We start from the raw sequence: 13,662 nt of genomic DNA, 5'->3' as shown, positions 1-13,662 counted from the left end.
GCCCCCCATGACCCCCCAGGATTTTTTTGGCCAGATGAAGCAGGCGGGGTGTGGTACATTGAGATCACACTGGAGGTCTGTGATGCAGAAGGTGAACGGTATTGGCGGAGTGTTCTTTCGCGCCAAAGACCCAGCGGCATTGAGCGCGTGGTATGAGAAACATCTGGGCGTCCATCATTATGATCCGGTGCCCTGGAAACAGCGGGAAGGGTATACGGTGTTTGCTCCGTTTGCCGAAGACACCGGGTATTTCGGGCGGGCCGAACAGCAATGGATGATTAACTTCCGCGTCGACGATCTGGTTGCCTTGACGGCGCAGCTGGAAGCCGCGGGGATAACGGTGGAAACCAATGCCGAATGGGACAGTGAGGTTGGTAAATTCGCCCGCATACATGATCCCGAGGGCAATCCCATCGAGCTCTGGCAGCCAAATCAATGAGATAGCGGGTTTGTATACCGTAGCACTCATGTAAGTATATGAAATAAAATGAGAATTGATGTATTGAACAAGTAACGTATAGTCCTTGTGGACTGTACGGAGCGATTTATGACACCTATCCAGGATCATCCCCTGCGTTTTGCGCTGGCCAATGAACTGCATGCGCGGCCGTTCCCGGTTGCGAAGGTGCCCTGCACCGTGGCGTTTCTGGCGATCAAGAAACCGGATGACGCCGTTGGCCGGGATAAGGCCGTAGACATCGCTCATCTGACCGAGTTGCTCAATCGTCACGGCGCACCGCATCCGCAGCCTGCGGCCACGCATTACGCAGGCCAGATCGGACGCCACTGGCTGAAGTGGGAACAGCATACTGAGTTTGTGACCTACACGGCGATTACTCAGAACGTGAGTGACCGGCCCTTCAACCCGGCGGATTTCGAGGTCTTTCCTACCGACTGGTTGCAGAGCAGCCCGGGGCAGAGGGTGACCTCGGTCCTGATCCGTGTTGTGCCGCGCCCGGACGACGAACAGGTTGTGGCGTGCCTGTCCGACTGGTTCGAACCCGAAAGCCTGGCTGTTGCCCGTGTGCTGGATGACTCGGCTATTTGTGCAAGCGATTTTCGCATCGATCCCGCTGGGCACATGCGTTTCGCCTTGTTTGTGTCGGGCGGAACCGGCGACAGGCGAACCGGGCGGATCATCCAGCGGCTGTGCGAAATTGAGATCTATAAGGCGGTGTCGATGCTCGGCTTCGCCAGGGTCAAAAGCCTGATGCCGCGCATTGGTGAGTTGGACAAAAAGCTGAGCGATCTGATGGTCGAGATGACGGATGGTGACAAACATCCCGATGATCTGCTGCCCCAGCTTCTGGCCACTTCGACGGAACTGGAAACCCTTTCGGCCCGGTGCGCATTCCGGTTTGGAGCCACCGGAGCCTATGAGGTCATCGTGAACCAACGGATCGAAGTTCTGCGCGAGGAGCGGTTTCAGGGCGGACAGACCTTTGCCGATTTCATGATGCGCCGGTACGACCCGGCCATTCGCACGGTGAAATCAACGGAAAAGCGCCTGCAGACCCTGTCGGACAGAGCGATCCGCGCGGGTGAGCTGCTTCGGACACGTGTCGATGTCGAACGCAGCGCACAAAATCAGGCGCTGCTGGAAAGCATGGACCGTCGCGCTGATCTGGCGCTACGGCTGCAGCACACGGTCGAGGGCTTGTCGGTGGTCGCGATTAGCTATTACGCTGTGTCGCTGGTCAGTTACCTGCTGTATCCGCTGACGCAGGCAGGCATCAGCAAGGGCATGTTGACCGCTTTGGTTACGCTGCCGGTTGTGCTGGGCGTCTGGTTTGCGATCCGCCGTATACGCCGCCGGTTAGAGTAGCGGCTTGCCAGCCCCGCAAAGGGGTGTAGAACGGATCGCGATCAGAGATCGTTGAACCGGGGGTTTCCAGTGATCGGAGTTGTTGCCGCGTGGCGCGCTGTAGCCGCCATGTTCATTCTGAACGGTGCCTTGTTCGGCATCTGGGCGTCTCGCATTCCGGCGGTGCGCGACCACCTGCACCTCAGCCACGAGGCGTTGGGCTATGGCCTGTTGTTCATGGCGGCAGGGGCGGTGATTTCGTTTCCCATCACCGGGCGGCTGACGGACCGGTTTGGCGCGGTGGCGGTGACGCGGGTGATCGCGGTCCTTTACACTCTGTCGCTGGTATTGCTGGCGCTGGCTGACAGCTTTGCGTCCCTGGCGGTGTTTCTGTTCCTCTTCGGGGCGTTTCACGGCTCGATGGATGTGGCGATGAACGCCTGGGCTGCCGAGGTTGAACAGCGGTTTGACAAGCCACTGATGTCCTCGTTTCACGCGATGTGGAGCCTTGGGGCAGGGGTGGGCGCGGTCAGCGGTTTTGTGGCCGTGCAGGTCCAGTTCACCGTCCTGCAGCATTTTCTGGTGGCAGGCGGTTTTGTGGTTCTATTTGCCCTAGCCTTGTCGTGGGTTCCGTGGGCATCACGGCGGTCGGATTCAAAGCCTGGGTCGTTGTTTGCCTTACCCTCGGGCGCGCTGATCCTTGTCGGCGTCACCGCGCTGTGCGGTGCGTTGGGGGAAGGGGCCGTCGCGGATTGGAGCGCGATATTCCTGCGCGACGCGATTGATGCCGCCGAAAGCGTGGCTGCGCTTGGCTATGCGGTATTCTCCGTCGCGATGGTGGTCTGCAGGCTTGCCGGAGGGGTCGTCATCGCCCGGTTCGGCCCCGTCGTCTCGGCCCGGTTCGGAGGGGTCTGTGCGGCGTTGGGCGTGTTCTGTGTTGTGTCTGCGGGCGCGGTGCCGCTGGCTTTGCTTGGGTTTGGGATGATGGGTGTGGGCTATGCGGTGATCATGCCGCTGGCGTTCAGCCGCGCGGCCAACGACCCAAACGTGCCGCCGGGGCAGGCCATCGCAAGTGTTGCCACGCTTGGGTACGGGGGGTTGCTGATCGGCCCGCCGCTGATCGGGTTTCTGGCCGAGCTTCTGACCTTGCGAATGGCATTCGCGGTGCTTCTACCGCTGGCCGTTCTGATCATCGTATGCGCCGGCGCGCTGAGGCGCGCCGACTAATTTTGTTTAGCGCCCGCGAATACGCGGGTCGAGCGCATCGCGCAGGCCATCGCCCAGATAGTTGACGCTCAGCACCGTCAGCGAGATTGCCAGACCGGGCCAGAACACGCGCTCGGGGTATTGCTGCAGGTAGTCGACGCCATCGAACAGCAACCGGCCCCATGTCGGGAAGTCAGGCGGGAAGCCAAGGCCCAGGAAGGACAGCGCGCTTTCCGTGATGATCGCCGTGGCGATGCCCAGCGTGGCTGACACCATGATCGGAGACAGCACGTTTGGAAGGATGTGCCGTGTGATGATCTGGCTGTTGCTGGTGCCGATGGACCGGGCGGCCAGAACAAACTCACGCTCCTTGATGGCCAGCACATCGCCGCGCACGATCCGCGCCGTGGGCATCCACGAGGTGATGCCGATGGCGCAGACGATCAGGATGAAAATCCCGCGCTCCAACCCGAAGGCCGCCGACAGCGGCTCGCGAAACAGCAGCATCATGACCAGCAACAGCGGCAACAGAGGCAGCGCCAGGAACAGATCGGTCAGGCGCATCAGAGGGCCGTCCAGCCGTTTGAAGAACCCTGCCAGAACGCCGATGAACGAGCCCAGAAACAGCGCCAGCAGCATCGCGGTTATGCCAACCGAAACCGAGGTCTGACCGCCCGACATCATCCGCGCCATTATATCGCGGCCCAACTGGTCGGTGCCAAACGGGTGCGCCAGACTAGGCCCCTGATTCCGCGAGCGGATGTCGATCTGCGTCGGGTCGATGGTCCAGAGGTAGGGGCCTAGATACACGGCTGCGACGATGAAGACGAATAGGACCGCTCCGATCATCGCGCCTTTGTGGGTTTTGAACTGATCCCACACATCGCGCCACTGGCTGCGGGGCGGGGTGGTCAGTTCCTCCATCACGTCTGCTGTGGGCAATGCCGTCGAGGCAGGGGCCAGCCCTTCGTCGGGGACCAGGGTGTCGGTACGATCATGATCAGTCATAACGAATCCTTGGGTCCAGAATGCCGTAGAGCACGTCGGCGATCAGGTTGAACAGCACGATCAGCACGGCAAAGATGAAGGTCAGCGTCTGCACCATCGGCAGGTCGTTCGCTTGAATGGCACCGATCAGCAACTGGCCGATGCCATTCACCTTGAATACCTGCTCGGTGATGATCGCGCCGCCAAAGATGGCCGGGATACCCAGCGCGATCACCGTGACCACGGGGATCATCGAGTTGCGCAGCACGTGGACCATGACGACGGTATATTCGCTGAGGCCCTTGGCGCGGGCGGTGCGGACATAATCCTGATTGAGATTGTCCAGCATCGAGGCGCGCATGAAGCGGCTCAGCTGTGCGGTGATCTGCAGCGCCAGAACCATGACCGGCATGATCATCTGCTTCAGCTGCACAACAAAGCTGTCCCAGCTGTTGACCACATGGGTGGTGTCATAGATCGACGGGAACCAGCCCAACTGGACCGAAAAGATCACGATCACCAGAACGCCCGAGAAAAACGGCGGAACCGAGAAACCGACCATCGACACGAATGTGCCCATCTGGTCGAACCACGAATACTGGCGGTAGGCGGAATAGATGCCGATGGGCAGAGCGATCAGGATGGCGACGACATAGGCGGTGCCGACAACCCACAGGGTCTGGGGGATACGCTGAACAACGATGTCCATGACCGGCGAGCGGGTCTGCCACGAAATCACACGCAGGTCACCTTCGGAAAAGGTGGTGCCGAACATGTGGTCGATCAGAACCTGCGGTTCGATCCAGAAGAACTGCACAATCCATTTCCAGAACCGGATATGCATCGGCTGGCCGAGGCCAAGCGCCTCGCGCATCTTCTCTTTGACTTCGGGGGGGACAGTAAGCGGAACCTGCGCCATCGGATCGCCAGGTGCGAGTTCGAGGAGCAGGAAGATGACGAGGCTGATGAACAGCAGCGTGGGTACGGCCAGCACCAGTCGTCTGATGGTAAAATTGAGCATTAAGAGGCGCCTTTATATGCGTCTTCTTGTTGGGGTGGTGTGCAAAGGACTGCGCCCCGATATGGATCGGGGCGCAGATTTGCAAGGCTAAAGCTTAGGAACCGGTCTTGCGGTACCAGTCCGCAATGTTCCACAGCTCGCTGTCCCAAACGTTCAGGACAACGCCACCCAGGGTGTTTGCATGTGCCGACAGACGACCGCGGTGCACCAGCGGGATCATGCCGCCGTTCTGAACGATGATGTCGTTCAGTTTCTTGGCGATCTCGGCACGCTGCTCAAGACCTGCGGTTTCGGCCAGTTGACCGTGCAGCTTGTCGAATTCTTCGTTGCAGAAGCGGCTGATGTTTTCGCCCTGCCACTGGGATTCCGGTTTCGGAGCTTTGTCGCACAGACCGTTGCCCAGATAGGATTGCGGGTCGGTGCCGTTGAAGGTGTTGGCGTACATTTCAACGTCGGCATAGAACTTCTGGAAGGTGTCGGGCGAGCCCGGATCACCACCGAAGAAGACCGACGCGTTGATGTTGCGCAGTTCCGAGTCGATGCCGATCTGGCTCCACCACTCCTTGATCAGCGCCTGAAAGTCCTGACGGACGGCGTTGGTCGAGGTCTGGTAGACCACTTTCAGCGGCACGCCGTCTTTTTCGCGGATGCCATCGCCATTGGTGTCAACGATGCCAGCTTCGTCCAGCAATGCGTTCGCGCCTGCGATATCCTGCGTGTCACAGGTCATCGAGGTCGAGTTGAACGCAGCCGGGGCCGGAACCCAGTTGCAGGTCACTTTGCCTGCCTGGCCATAACCGATTTCCACCAGCAGCGGACGGTCGATGGCCATCGACATCGCCTTGTAAACCGCAGGGTCCGTCAGGAACGGGTGCGGATGCTTGGCCGTCGAACGCTCGCCTTCCGGCAGGTCGGGCGAGGGGTTGGTCTGGTTCAGCATGATACGCTCGACCAGCGGGCCGAAGCCTGCAACCGGCGTGCCCTTGCCGCCTTCCTGCATCTGCGCGATCACTTCGGGCGCAAGCTGCAGGTTCCAGGCATAGTCAAACTCGCCGGTTTCCATGACCGCTCGGCCAGCTGCTGTCGCGTCGCCGCCGCCCTTGAAGGTCACGGTCGCAAAGGCGGGTTTCGCCGGGTCACGATAATTATCGTTGGCCTTGAAGGTGATCACATCGTTCGGCTTGAACTCGGTGACCACAAAAGGCCCGGTGCCGATTGGGTTGAAGTTCTCGGTGGTGCATTCGGGCGCTTTTGCACCGACACAATCGGCGAACTGCGCGGCCTGAATGATCGGGCTTTCACCGCCCACGAACGGTCCGTAGGGGAACGGGGTCGGCGCGTCGAAGGTAACCTTGACGGTCAGGTCGTCCACGGCCTCGACCGAGGTGACGCCTTCGAACTTGGTCACCTGCGCGCAGCCGCCTTCGGGGTGCATGCAGTAGTCGGCAGTGAACTTCACATCCGCCGAAGTGAACGGCGTGCCGTCTGACCAGGTGATTCCCGGCGCGATTTTCCAGGTGATCGAGGTCAGGTCTTCGCTGACGCCGCCATTCTCGACCGTCGGAATCTCGGACGCGAGGAACGGAACCATATTGCCGTCCTGGTCATAGCGGGCGAGCGGTTCAATCACCAGCGAGGCTGATTCCACATCCTTGGTGCCGCCCGACAAAAACGGGTTCAGGATCGACGGGGCCTGCCAGTAAATGATGCTGACATTGCCGTCCGACCCGCGCTCGGCAAAGGCCATCGGGGCCATCGCCGTGCTTGCAATCGCACCAAGCAAAAGGGTTTTGATTTTCATCATACACTCCATGTTGGACACATCGGTGTCTCTGTATTCTCCGCGATGCCCGCGGATTTGGCGTTGCCGCTTTGGGCTTTAGGGTGTTGAAAAACAACGATAACGGCAGTCACACGAACGTGTATTCCGTCTTCTCCCCAAAACGGTTACGCGGCGTATCGAAACAGAGTTTTAGAAAATTGCAAGCCTTGCCTTCAGGAAAACCGGCAATGGGTTTGACTTTTCCCGCCCCCCCGCCTTAGCGTTTGGCACTCAAACCAAAAAGCCGCCAAGGGGAGAGCGCGCGTGCTGGATCAGCCTATTGCCCAGATCAAAAAACTGCGGGTCGAGTTTCAGACCAAGGACGGTCCGGTTGTGGGCGTCGAGGATGTCTCGTTCGAGGTGAACCCCGGCGAAACCGTATGTATCGTTGGCGAATCCGGGTCGGGTAAGTCGGTGTCCTCGCTGTCGCTGATGCGGCTGGTCGAGTTCGGCGGGGGCGAGATCGCGGGCGGGCAATTGCTGTTTGATCGCCGCGATGGCGACGAGGTGAATTTGGCCGATGCCAATCAGGATCTGATGAAACAGATTCGCGGCAATGAGATCGGGATGATCTTTCAGGAACCGATGACCGCCCTGAACCCGGTGTTTACCGTTGGCCGCCAACTGACCGAAGGGCTGCGCATCCACAAGGATATGTCCAAGGCACAAGCCGAGGAACGCGCGTTGGAGCTGCTGCGACAGGTTCGCATCCCCGAGCCTGAGCGGCGGCTAAAGCAGTACCCGCACGAATTGTCCGGCGGGATGCGGCAGCGCGTCGTGATCGCCATGGCCATGGCTTGCGAGCCGCGTCTGCTGATTGCGGACGAGCCCACAACCGCGCTGGACGTAACCATTCAGGCCGAGATTCTGGCACTGATGGACCGTCTCAAGCGCGAAACCGGCACGGCGGTGATGTTCATCACCCACGACATGGCCGTGGTGGCGCAGATGGCCGACCGGGTGGTTGTGATGTTCCGGGGCAACAAGGTCGAAGAGGGTACCGTTAACGAAATCTTCGAGAACCCGCAGCATGACTACACCAAGGCGTTGCTGGCGGCGGTGCCGAAACTGGGTGAAATGCAGGGCAAGGCCGCGCCCGAGCCGATGAAGCTGTTGGGTGCGGAAGGTCAGAACATCGCGCCTATTCCGGGCACTGAAGAGGTGTTGTTGACGGTCAAGAACCTGACCACGCGCTTTCCCGTCAAAGGCGGGTTGCTGCGGCGGACGATCTCGAACGTACATGCGGTTGAAGACGTGTCGTTTACGCTGAACCGTGGGCAAACGCTAAGCCTTGTAGGTGAGTCGGGCTGCGGCAAGTCTTCGGCCGGGCGGTCCATCCTGCGGCTGGTAGAGCCGATGAAGGGTGAGGTCGATCTGGACGGCGTCGATATCATGAAGCTGGATCCGGCGGGCCTGCGTAAGGCGCGACTGGACATGCAGATGATCTTTCAGGACCCGTTCGCCTCGCTGAATCCACAGATGCAACTGGTCGATCAGGTGGCGGAACCGATGCGCAACTACGGCGTCGCCTCGGGGTCGGAATTGCAGGACCGGGTGGCGCAACTGTTCGACAAAGTGCAACTGCCGCGCAGCTTCATGCGTCGCTTCCCGCATGAGATGTCGGGCGGTCAGCGGCAACGGATCGCCATTGCCCGTGCGCTGGCCCTGAACCCCAAGCTGATCGTAGCGGATGAGGCGGTCTCGGCGCTGGATGTGTCGGTGCAGGCGCAGGTGCTGAATCTGATGATGGAACTGCAGTCGGAACTGAGCCTCAGCTATCTGTTCATCAGTCATGACATGGCCGTGGTGGAACGGGTCAGCCATCATGTGGGTGTGATGTATCTGGGCCGGATCGTCGAATTGGGGCCGCGCGCGCGGGTGTTCGAGAACCCTCAGCACGCGTATACGCAGGCGCTGATGAAGGCGGTTCCGATTGCCGATCCGAACAAGCGCAAGTCGGAAAAAGATTTGAATTTCAAGCCGATCCCGTCGCCAATTCATCCAATTGGCTACACCCCCGAACCCTCGCAATACAACGAGGTCGAACCGGGCCATTTCGTTCTGACCACCGACAGCGGGTACTAAGCCTCATGGCTGAACGCCTGTCTCCGCTTGAGATCATGACCAAGCTGATTTCGTTTCCCACTGTCAGCCGCGATACCAACTTGCCGCTGGTCGATTGGGTCGAAAGCTACCTGGATAGCCACGGGATCGAGGCGCATCGCTGGCCGGATCCCGATCAACCCCACAAGGCCGCTTTGTTCGCTCATGTCGGGCCTTGGGACGAGGGCGCTATTGTCCTGTCCGGTCACACGGATGTGGTGCCGGTCGATGGCCAGCCCTGGGACACTGATCCCTTCGTCGTCACCGAGAAAGACGGCAAGTATTTCGGGCGCGGCACCTGCGACATGAAAGGGTTCGACGCTCTGGCCATCTGGGCGCTGGTCGAGGCGCATCACGCAGGAATCAAACGCCCTCTGCAACTGGCGCTGAGTTTCGATGAAGAGGTCGGCTGCACCGGCGCTCCGCCGATGATCGAGGCGATGCAAGGGGTGCTGCCCAAGGGCTCTGCCGTGATCGTGGGTGAGCCTTCGGTGATGCAGGCCGTCACCGGCCACAAGGGCGGGTTCGGCTATGACACGCATATGGTTGGGTTTGAGGTGCATAGCTCGATCATGCACACCGGCGTCAACGCGATCATGGAGGCCGCGCCGCTGATCGACTGGGCCAACAAGCGCAATGCGGAAAACATGGCGGCGCAGCCTTCGGACATCGCGGCAGTGTTCGATCCGCCCTGGACCACATGCCATGTGGGCATGATCGAAGGCGGCACTGCCCATAACATCACCGCCAAGGATTGCCGCTTTATGATGGATTTCCGTACCGTCCCGGATGAGGATAAGGCGGTCTGGCAAAAGGCCTATTTCGATAAGGTGCGCGAGGTCGAGGCGCGGATGCAGGCGGTCCACCCGGACGCGCGGATTGAGCTGTCCGAACATTTCTCGATCCCCGGTCTTGTGCCTGAACAGGATGGCGAGGCCGAGATGCTGGTGCGCTCGCTGACCGGTGACAATGCCAGTCATGTGGTCAGCTATGGCACTGAGGCGGGACAGTTTCAGGAAGCGGGTTATTCCGCCGTGATCTGCGGCCCCGGTGATATTGCACAGGCGCATCAGCCGAATGAATTCATTACGGTTTCTCAATTCAACGCAGGCCAGAAATTCATGGAACGTCTGGTAGAACGGCTCTGCGAATAACACTCTGATCGGAGGTCAAGGATGCCCGTCAAAAACCGGCTCGCCGAAATGCATGGCGAGATCACCAAGTGGCGTCGTCATCTGCATATGCATCCCGAGCTGATGTATGACGTCGAAGAAACCGCTGGGTTTGTGGTCAACCGTTTGAAAGAGTTCGGCGTCGATGAGATCACACCGGGGATCGGCAAGACCGGCGTTGTGGCGGTAATAAAGGGGCGGGAGGACACGCAAGGTAGGGTGATCGGGCTGCGGGCGGATATGGATGCGCTGCCGATTGAAGAGGCGACGGGGCTGGACTATGCCTCGACCGTTTCGGGTAAGATGCATGCCTGTGGGCATGACGGGCATACCTCGATGCTGTTGGGCGCTGCGCAGTATCTGGCTGAGACGCGGAATTTCGACGGTACGGTGGTGCTGATCTTCCAGCCTGCGGAAGAAGGCGGGGCAGGCGGTCTGGCCATGTGTCAGGACGGGCTGATGGACCGCTGGGGCATTCAGGCAGTCTATGGAATGCACAACATGCCGGGCCTGCCGGTCGGAGAATTTGCGATCCGGCCCGGCGCTTTGCTGGCCTCGTCCGATGAGTTTGAAATCGTCGTGACCGGCAAGGGCGGGCACGCCGCCGCCCCGCATGAGGCGGTGGATACCACGCTTGTGGCGTCGCATATTGTTGTGGCGTTGCAGTCGGTTGTGGCGCGGACTGTTGATCCAATCAAAAGGGTTGTTCTGACTGTGGGGACATTTGAGACCGACAGCGTTGCCTCGAATGTGATCGCTCATACGGTGCGATTGAAAGGCACGGTTCGGACGCTTGACCCCGAATACCGCAAGATTGCCGAGGACCGTGTGCGTCGGATCGCCGAGGATACGGCCTCGGCATTCGATGCCAAGGCCAAGATGACATGGACGCCGGGCTATCCGGTGACGGTGAACTCGGACGACGAAACAACCTATGCCGCCGAGGCCGCGCAGGCCGTGGCGGGCAAGGTCAATGACAGCACCGATCCGATCATGCCGTCAGAAGATTTTGCCTACATGCTTGAAGAACGGCCCGGAGCCTACATCTTTATCGGAAACGGGGACACGGCCATGTGCCATCATCCCGAATACAACTTCGACGACGACGCCATTCCCGCCGGGTGCAGCTGGTTTGCTGAACTTGTGGAACGGCGATTGCCTGTCGCCTGATTTGGGAGGATCAGATGCCAATCAAGAACCGACTCGCCGAAATGCACGAGGAAATCACCGGTTGGCGGCGGGATATCCACCAGCACCCCGAGATCCTGTATGAGACCCACCGCACCAGCGCCCTTGTGGCCGAAAAACTGAAAGAGTTCGGCTGCGATGAGGTTGTAACCGGCATCGGCCGCACCGGTGTTGTTGGCGTGATCAAGGGCAAGACCGACACGCAGGGCCGCGTGATTGGGTTGCGTGCCGATATGGACGCGCTGCCGATGCAGGAGCAGACGGGGCTTGACTACGCTTCCAAGACCGAAGGCGCCATGCACGCTTGCGGCCATGACGGCCACACGGCGATGGTGTTGGGGGCTGCAAAGTACCTGTCCGAGACGCGGAACTTTGACGGCACGGCCATTGTGATCTTCCAACCAGCCGAAGAAGGTGGCAATGGGGCCGAGGCGATGTGCAAGGACGGTCTGATGGATCGCTTCGGCATTCAGGAAGTCTATGCCATGCACAATGTGCCCGGTGTGCCGACCGGTCAGTTTGCGATCCGCTCTGGCCCGCTTTTGGCAGCCGCAGATGAATTCGACATTCACCTGGAGGGGCGCGGAGGCCACGCGGCCAAGCCGCAGGAGACTATTGATACAACCGTCATGCTGTCTCAGCTGATCGTTGCGCTGCAGACCATCGTGTCGCGCAACGCGGATCCGATTTTGCAGGCGGTTCTGTCGGTGACCTCTGTCGAGACCTCGTCCAAGGCGTTCAACGTGATCCCTCAGTCGGCGCAGGTGAAGGGCACGGTGCGGACGCATTCGAACGACATGCGCGACCTGATCGAAGCGCGTCTGACCGAGGTGGCGCAGGGCATTGCCGAGGCCTTCTGCGGCACGGTCAAAGTGACCTATTCGCGCGGCGTTCCGGTGACGATCAATGCCGAGGAACAGACGGGGTATGCCGCCGAGGCCGCCGTTTCCGTGGGCGGCAACTGTGGCGAAGCGCCGATGGTGATGGGGGGCGAGGATTTTTCGTTCATGTTGGAGGAACGTCCCGGAGCCTTCATTGTTCTGGGCAATGGCGACAGCGCCGGGCTGCACCACCCCGAATACAATTTCAATGATGAGATCATCCCCATCGGATGCTCGTGGTTCGCAGAAATGGTCGAGCGCCGGATGCCGGCGGCTTGAAATAGGAGAGAGAAGAGATGCCAGTCAAAAACCGCTTTGCCGAGTTGCAGGATGAAATCACCACGTGGCGACGGGACCTGCACGAGAACCCTGAAATTCTGTTTGAAACCCACCGCACCAGCGCGCTTGTTGCCGAGAAGCTGAAAGAGTTCGGCTGCGATGAGGTCGTCACCGGTATCGGTCGCACCGGCGTTGTGGGTGTCATCAACGGCAAGTCGGACAGCAAGGGCAAGGTGATCGGCTTGCGTGCGGATATGGACGCGCTGCCCATCCATGAAGCGACCGGGTTGGACTATGCCTCGAAAACCGACGGAGCCATGCATGCCTGTGGGCATGACGGTCATACGGCGATGCTGTTGGGGGCGGCGAAATACCTGTCCGAGACCCGTAATTTTGATGGCACGGTTGTGGTGATTTTCCAGCCTGCAGAAGAGGGCGGCGGCGGTGGGCGCGAGATGTGTGAAGACGGCATGATGGACCGCTGGGGTATTCAAGAGGTCTATGGGATGCACAACTGGCCGGGTAAACCGGTGGGCAGCTTCTCGATCCGTCCGGGCTCGTTCTTTGCCGCGACCGATCAGTTTGACATCACGTTCGAAGGGCGCGGCGGCCATGCGGCGAAACCGCATGAGACGGTGGATACCACGGTGATGACCGCGCAGGCGGTACTGGCGCTGCAAACCATCGCCTCGCGCAATGCTGATCCGATTGATCAGGTGGTGGTGTCGGTGACGTCGTTTGAGACATCCTCGAAGGCGTTCAACGTGATCCCGCAGACGGTGCAGATCAAAGGCACTGTGCGCACCATGAGCAAGGAGATGCGCGATCTGGCTGAGCAGCGGATTAACGAGATCTGCAACGGGGTTGCCGCGACTTTCGGCGGCACGGCGGACGTCAGGTATATTCGCGGTTATCCGGTTATGGTGAACAGCGACGAGCAGACCGAGTTTGCGGCGGGGGTGGCCCGGTCGGTCTCTGGTGACTGCGAAGAGGCGCCACTGGTCATGGGCGGCGAGGATTTCGCCTTTATGCTGGAAGAACGTCCGGGGGCCTATATTCTTGTTGGCAATGGCGACACGGCCATGGTTCATCATCCCGAGTACAACTTTAACGACGAGGCGATTCCAGCGGGGTGCAGCTGGTGGGCTGAGATTGTGGAACAGCGGATGCCAGCGGCTTGATCGTAGGGTAAATGGGGG

The 13,662-nt window shown here is 60.0% G+C and carries 11 protein-coding genes; 8 read left to right on the top strand and 3 right to left on the bottom strand.

Annotated elements, in window-relative coordinates:
• Positions 1 to 82 precede the first annotated feature (82 nt).
• The 3 genes from ACR0NJ_RS18395 to ACR0NJ_RS18385 all read left to right on the top strand — a co-directional run bounded on the left by ACR0NJ_RS18395 (position 83) and on the right by ACR0NJ_RS18385 (position 3,031).
• A complete protein-coding gene (locus ACR0NJ_RS18395; protein WP_480818553.1) occupies positions 83 to 439 on the top strand; it encodes a VOC family protein in 357 nt (118 codons plus the stop codon).
• Between the two features lie 108 nt (positions 440 to 547).
• On the top strand, positions 548 to 1,825 hold the full coding sequence (locus ACR0NJ_RS18390) for a DUF3422 family protein (RefSeq protein WP_480818552.1): 1,278 nt from the start codon (positions 548 to 550) through the stop codon (positions 1,823 to 1,825).
• 69 nt (positions 1,826 to 1,894) lie between these two features.
• Positions 1,895 to 3,031: an MFS transporter gene (locus tag ACR0NJ_RS18385; RefSeq protein WP_480818551.1), complete on the top strand. Its 1,137-nt coding sequence runs from the start codon at positions 1,895 to 1,897 to the stop codon at positions 3,029 to 3,031.
• Positions 3,032 to 3,037: 6 nt separating this feature from the next.
• Here the strand turns inward: ACR0NJ_RS18385 and ACR0NJ_RS18380 are convergent, their stop codons facing one another.
• From ACR0NJ_RS18380 to ACR0NJ_RS18370, 3 genes are all read right to left on the bottom strand, one after another.
• Entirely contained in the window at positions 3,038 to 4,018 is a 981-nt protein-coding gene (locus tag ACR0NJ_RS18380; RefSeq protein ID WP_480818550.1) for an ABC transporter permease, read from the bottom strand.
• Positions 4,011 to 5,018: an ABC transporter permease gene (locus ACR0NJ_RS18375; protein WP_170375080.1), complete on the bottom strand. Its 1,008-nt coding sequence runs from the start codon at positions 5,016 to 5,018 to the stop codon at positions 4,011 to 4,013. Before ACR0NJ_RS18375 ends, ACR0NJ_RS18380 begins: the two co-directional genes overlap by 8 nt.
• A 94-nt stretch (positions 5,019 to 5,112) precedes the next feature.
• Positions 5,113 to 6,819: a peptide ABC transporter substrate-binding protein gene (locus ACR0NJ_RS18370; protein ID WP_480818549.1), complete on the bottom strand. Its 1,707-nt coding sequence runs from the start codon at positions 6,817 to 6,819 to the stop codon at positions 5,113 to 5,115.
• A gap of 285 nt (positions 6,820 to 7,104) precedes the next feature.
• On the opposite strand from ACR0NJ_RS18370, the gene ACR0NJ_RS18365 reads away from it, so the two are divergent.
• Genes ACR0NJ_RS18365 through ACR0NJ_RS18345 form a run of 5 tightly spaced genes read left to right on the top strand, consistent with a single transcriptional unit; the run spans position 7,105 to position 13,644 of the window.
• Positions 7,105 to 8,925: an ABC transporter ATP-binding protein gene (locus tag ACR0NJ_RS18365; RefSeq protein ID WP_480818548.1), complete on the top strand. Its 1,821-nt coding sequence runs from the start codon at positions 7,105 to 7,107 to the stop codon at positions 8,923 to 8,925.
• Positions 8,926 to 8,930: 5 nt separating this feature from the next.
• Positions 8,931 to 10,097: an acetylornithine deacetylase gene (gene argE, locus ACR0NJ_RS18360; RefSeq protein WP_480818547.1), complete on the top strand. Its 1,167-nt coding sequence runs from the start codon at positions 8,931 to 8,933 to the stop codon at positions 10,095 to 10,097.
• 21 nt (positions 10,098 to 10,118) lie between these two features.
• On the top strand, positions 10,119 to 11,285 hold the full coding sequence (locus tag ACR0NJ_RS18355; protein ID WP_480818546.1) for a M20 aminoacylase family protein: 1,167 nt from the start codon (positions 10,119 to 10,121) through the stop codon (positions 11,283 to 11,285).
• A gap of 14 nt (positions 11,286 to 11,299) precedes the next feature.
• Positions 11,300 to 12,463 carry a M20 aminoacylase family protein gene (locus tag ACR0NJ_RS18350; RefSeq protein WP_480818545.1) on the top strand — a complete coding sequence of 388 codons (1,164 nt, stop codon included), beginning with the start codon at positions 11,300 to 11,302 and terminating at the stop codon, positions 12,461 to 12,463.
• A gap of 17 nt (positions 12,464 to 12,480) precedes the next feature.
• The gene (locus ACR0NJ_RS18345; RefSeq protein ID WP_480818544.1) at positions 12,481 to 13,644 is read left to right on the top strand and encodes a M20 aminoacylase family protein; all 1,164 of its coding nucleotides are present in this window, start codon (positions 12,481 to 12,483) and stop codon (positions 13,642 to 13,644) included.
• Positions 13,645 to 13,662: the final 18 nt, after the last annotated feature.

The organism is Ruegeria sp. F11, from assembly GCF_056533855.1.
The sequence above is the reverse complement of the archived record's forward strand: the minus strand, read 5'-3'. Positions and strand labels throughout refer to the sequence as shown.

Excerpts from the sequence above, each read along its gene's own strand:
- ACR0NJ_RS18390 (WP_480818552.1), top strand. The coding sequence starts at position 548 with ATGACACCTATCCAGGATCATCCCCTGCGTTTTGCGCTGGCCAATGAA.
- argE (WP_480818547.1), top strand. The coding sequence starts at position 8,931 with ATGGCTGAACGCCTGTCTCCGCTTGAGATCATGACCAAGCTGATTTCG.
- ACR0NJ_RS18380 (WP_480818550.1), bottom strand. The coding sequence starts at position 4,018 with ATGACTGATCATGATCGTACCGACACCCTGGTCCCCGACGAAGGGCTG.
- ACR0NJ_RS18375 (WP_170375080.1), bottom strand. The coding sequence starts at position 5,018 with ATGCTCAATTTTACCATCAGACGACTGGTGCTGGCCGTACCCACGCTG.
- ACR0NJ_RS18350 (WP_480818545.1), top strand. The coding sequence starts at position 11,300 with ATGCCAATCAAGAACCGACTCGCCGAAATGCACGAGGAAATCACCGGT.
- ACR0NJ_RS18395 (WP_480818553.1), top strand. The coding sequence starts at position 83 with ATGCAGAAGGTGAACGGTATTGGCGGAGTGTTCTTTCGCGCCAAAGAC.
- ACR0NJ_RS18370 (WP_480818549.1), bottom strand. The coding sequence starts at position 6,819 with ATGAAAATCAAAACCCTTTTGCTTGGTGCGATTGCAAGCACGGCGATG.
- ACR0NJ_RS18345 (WP_480818544.1), top strand. The coding sequence starts at position 12,481 with ATGCCAGTCAAAAACCGCTTTGCCGAGTTGCAGGATGAAATCACCACG.
- ACR0NJ_RS18355 (WP_480818546.1), top strand. The coding sequence starts at position 10,119 with ATGCCCGTCAAAAACCGGCTCGCCGAAATGCATGGCGAGATCACCAAG.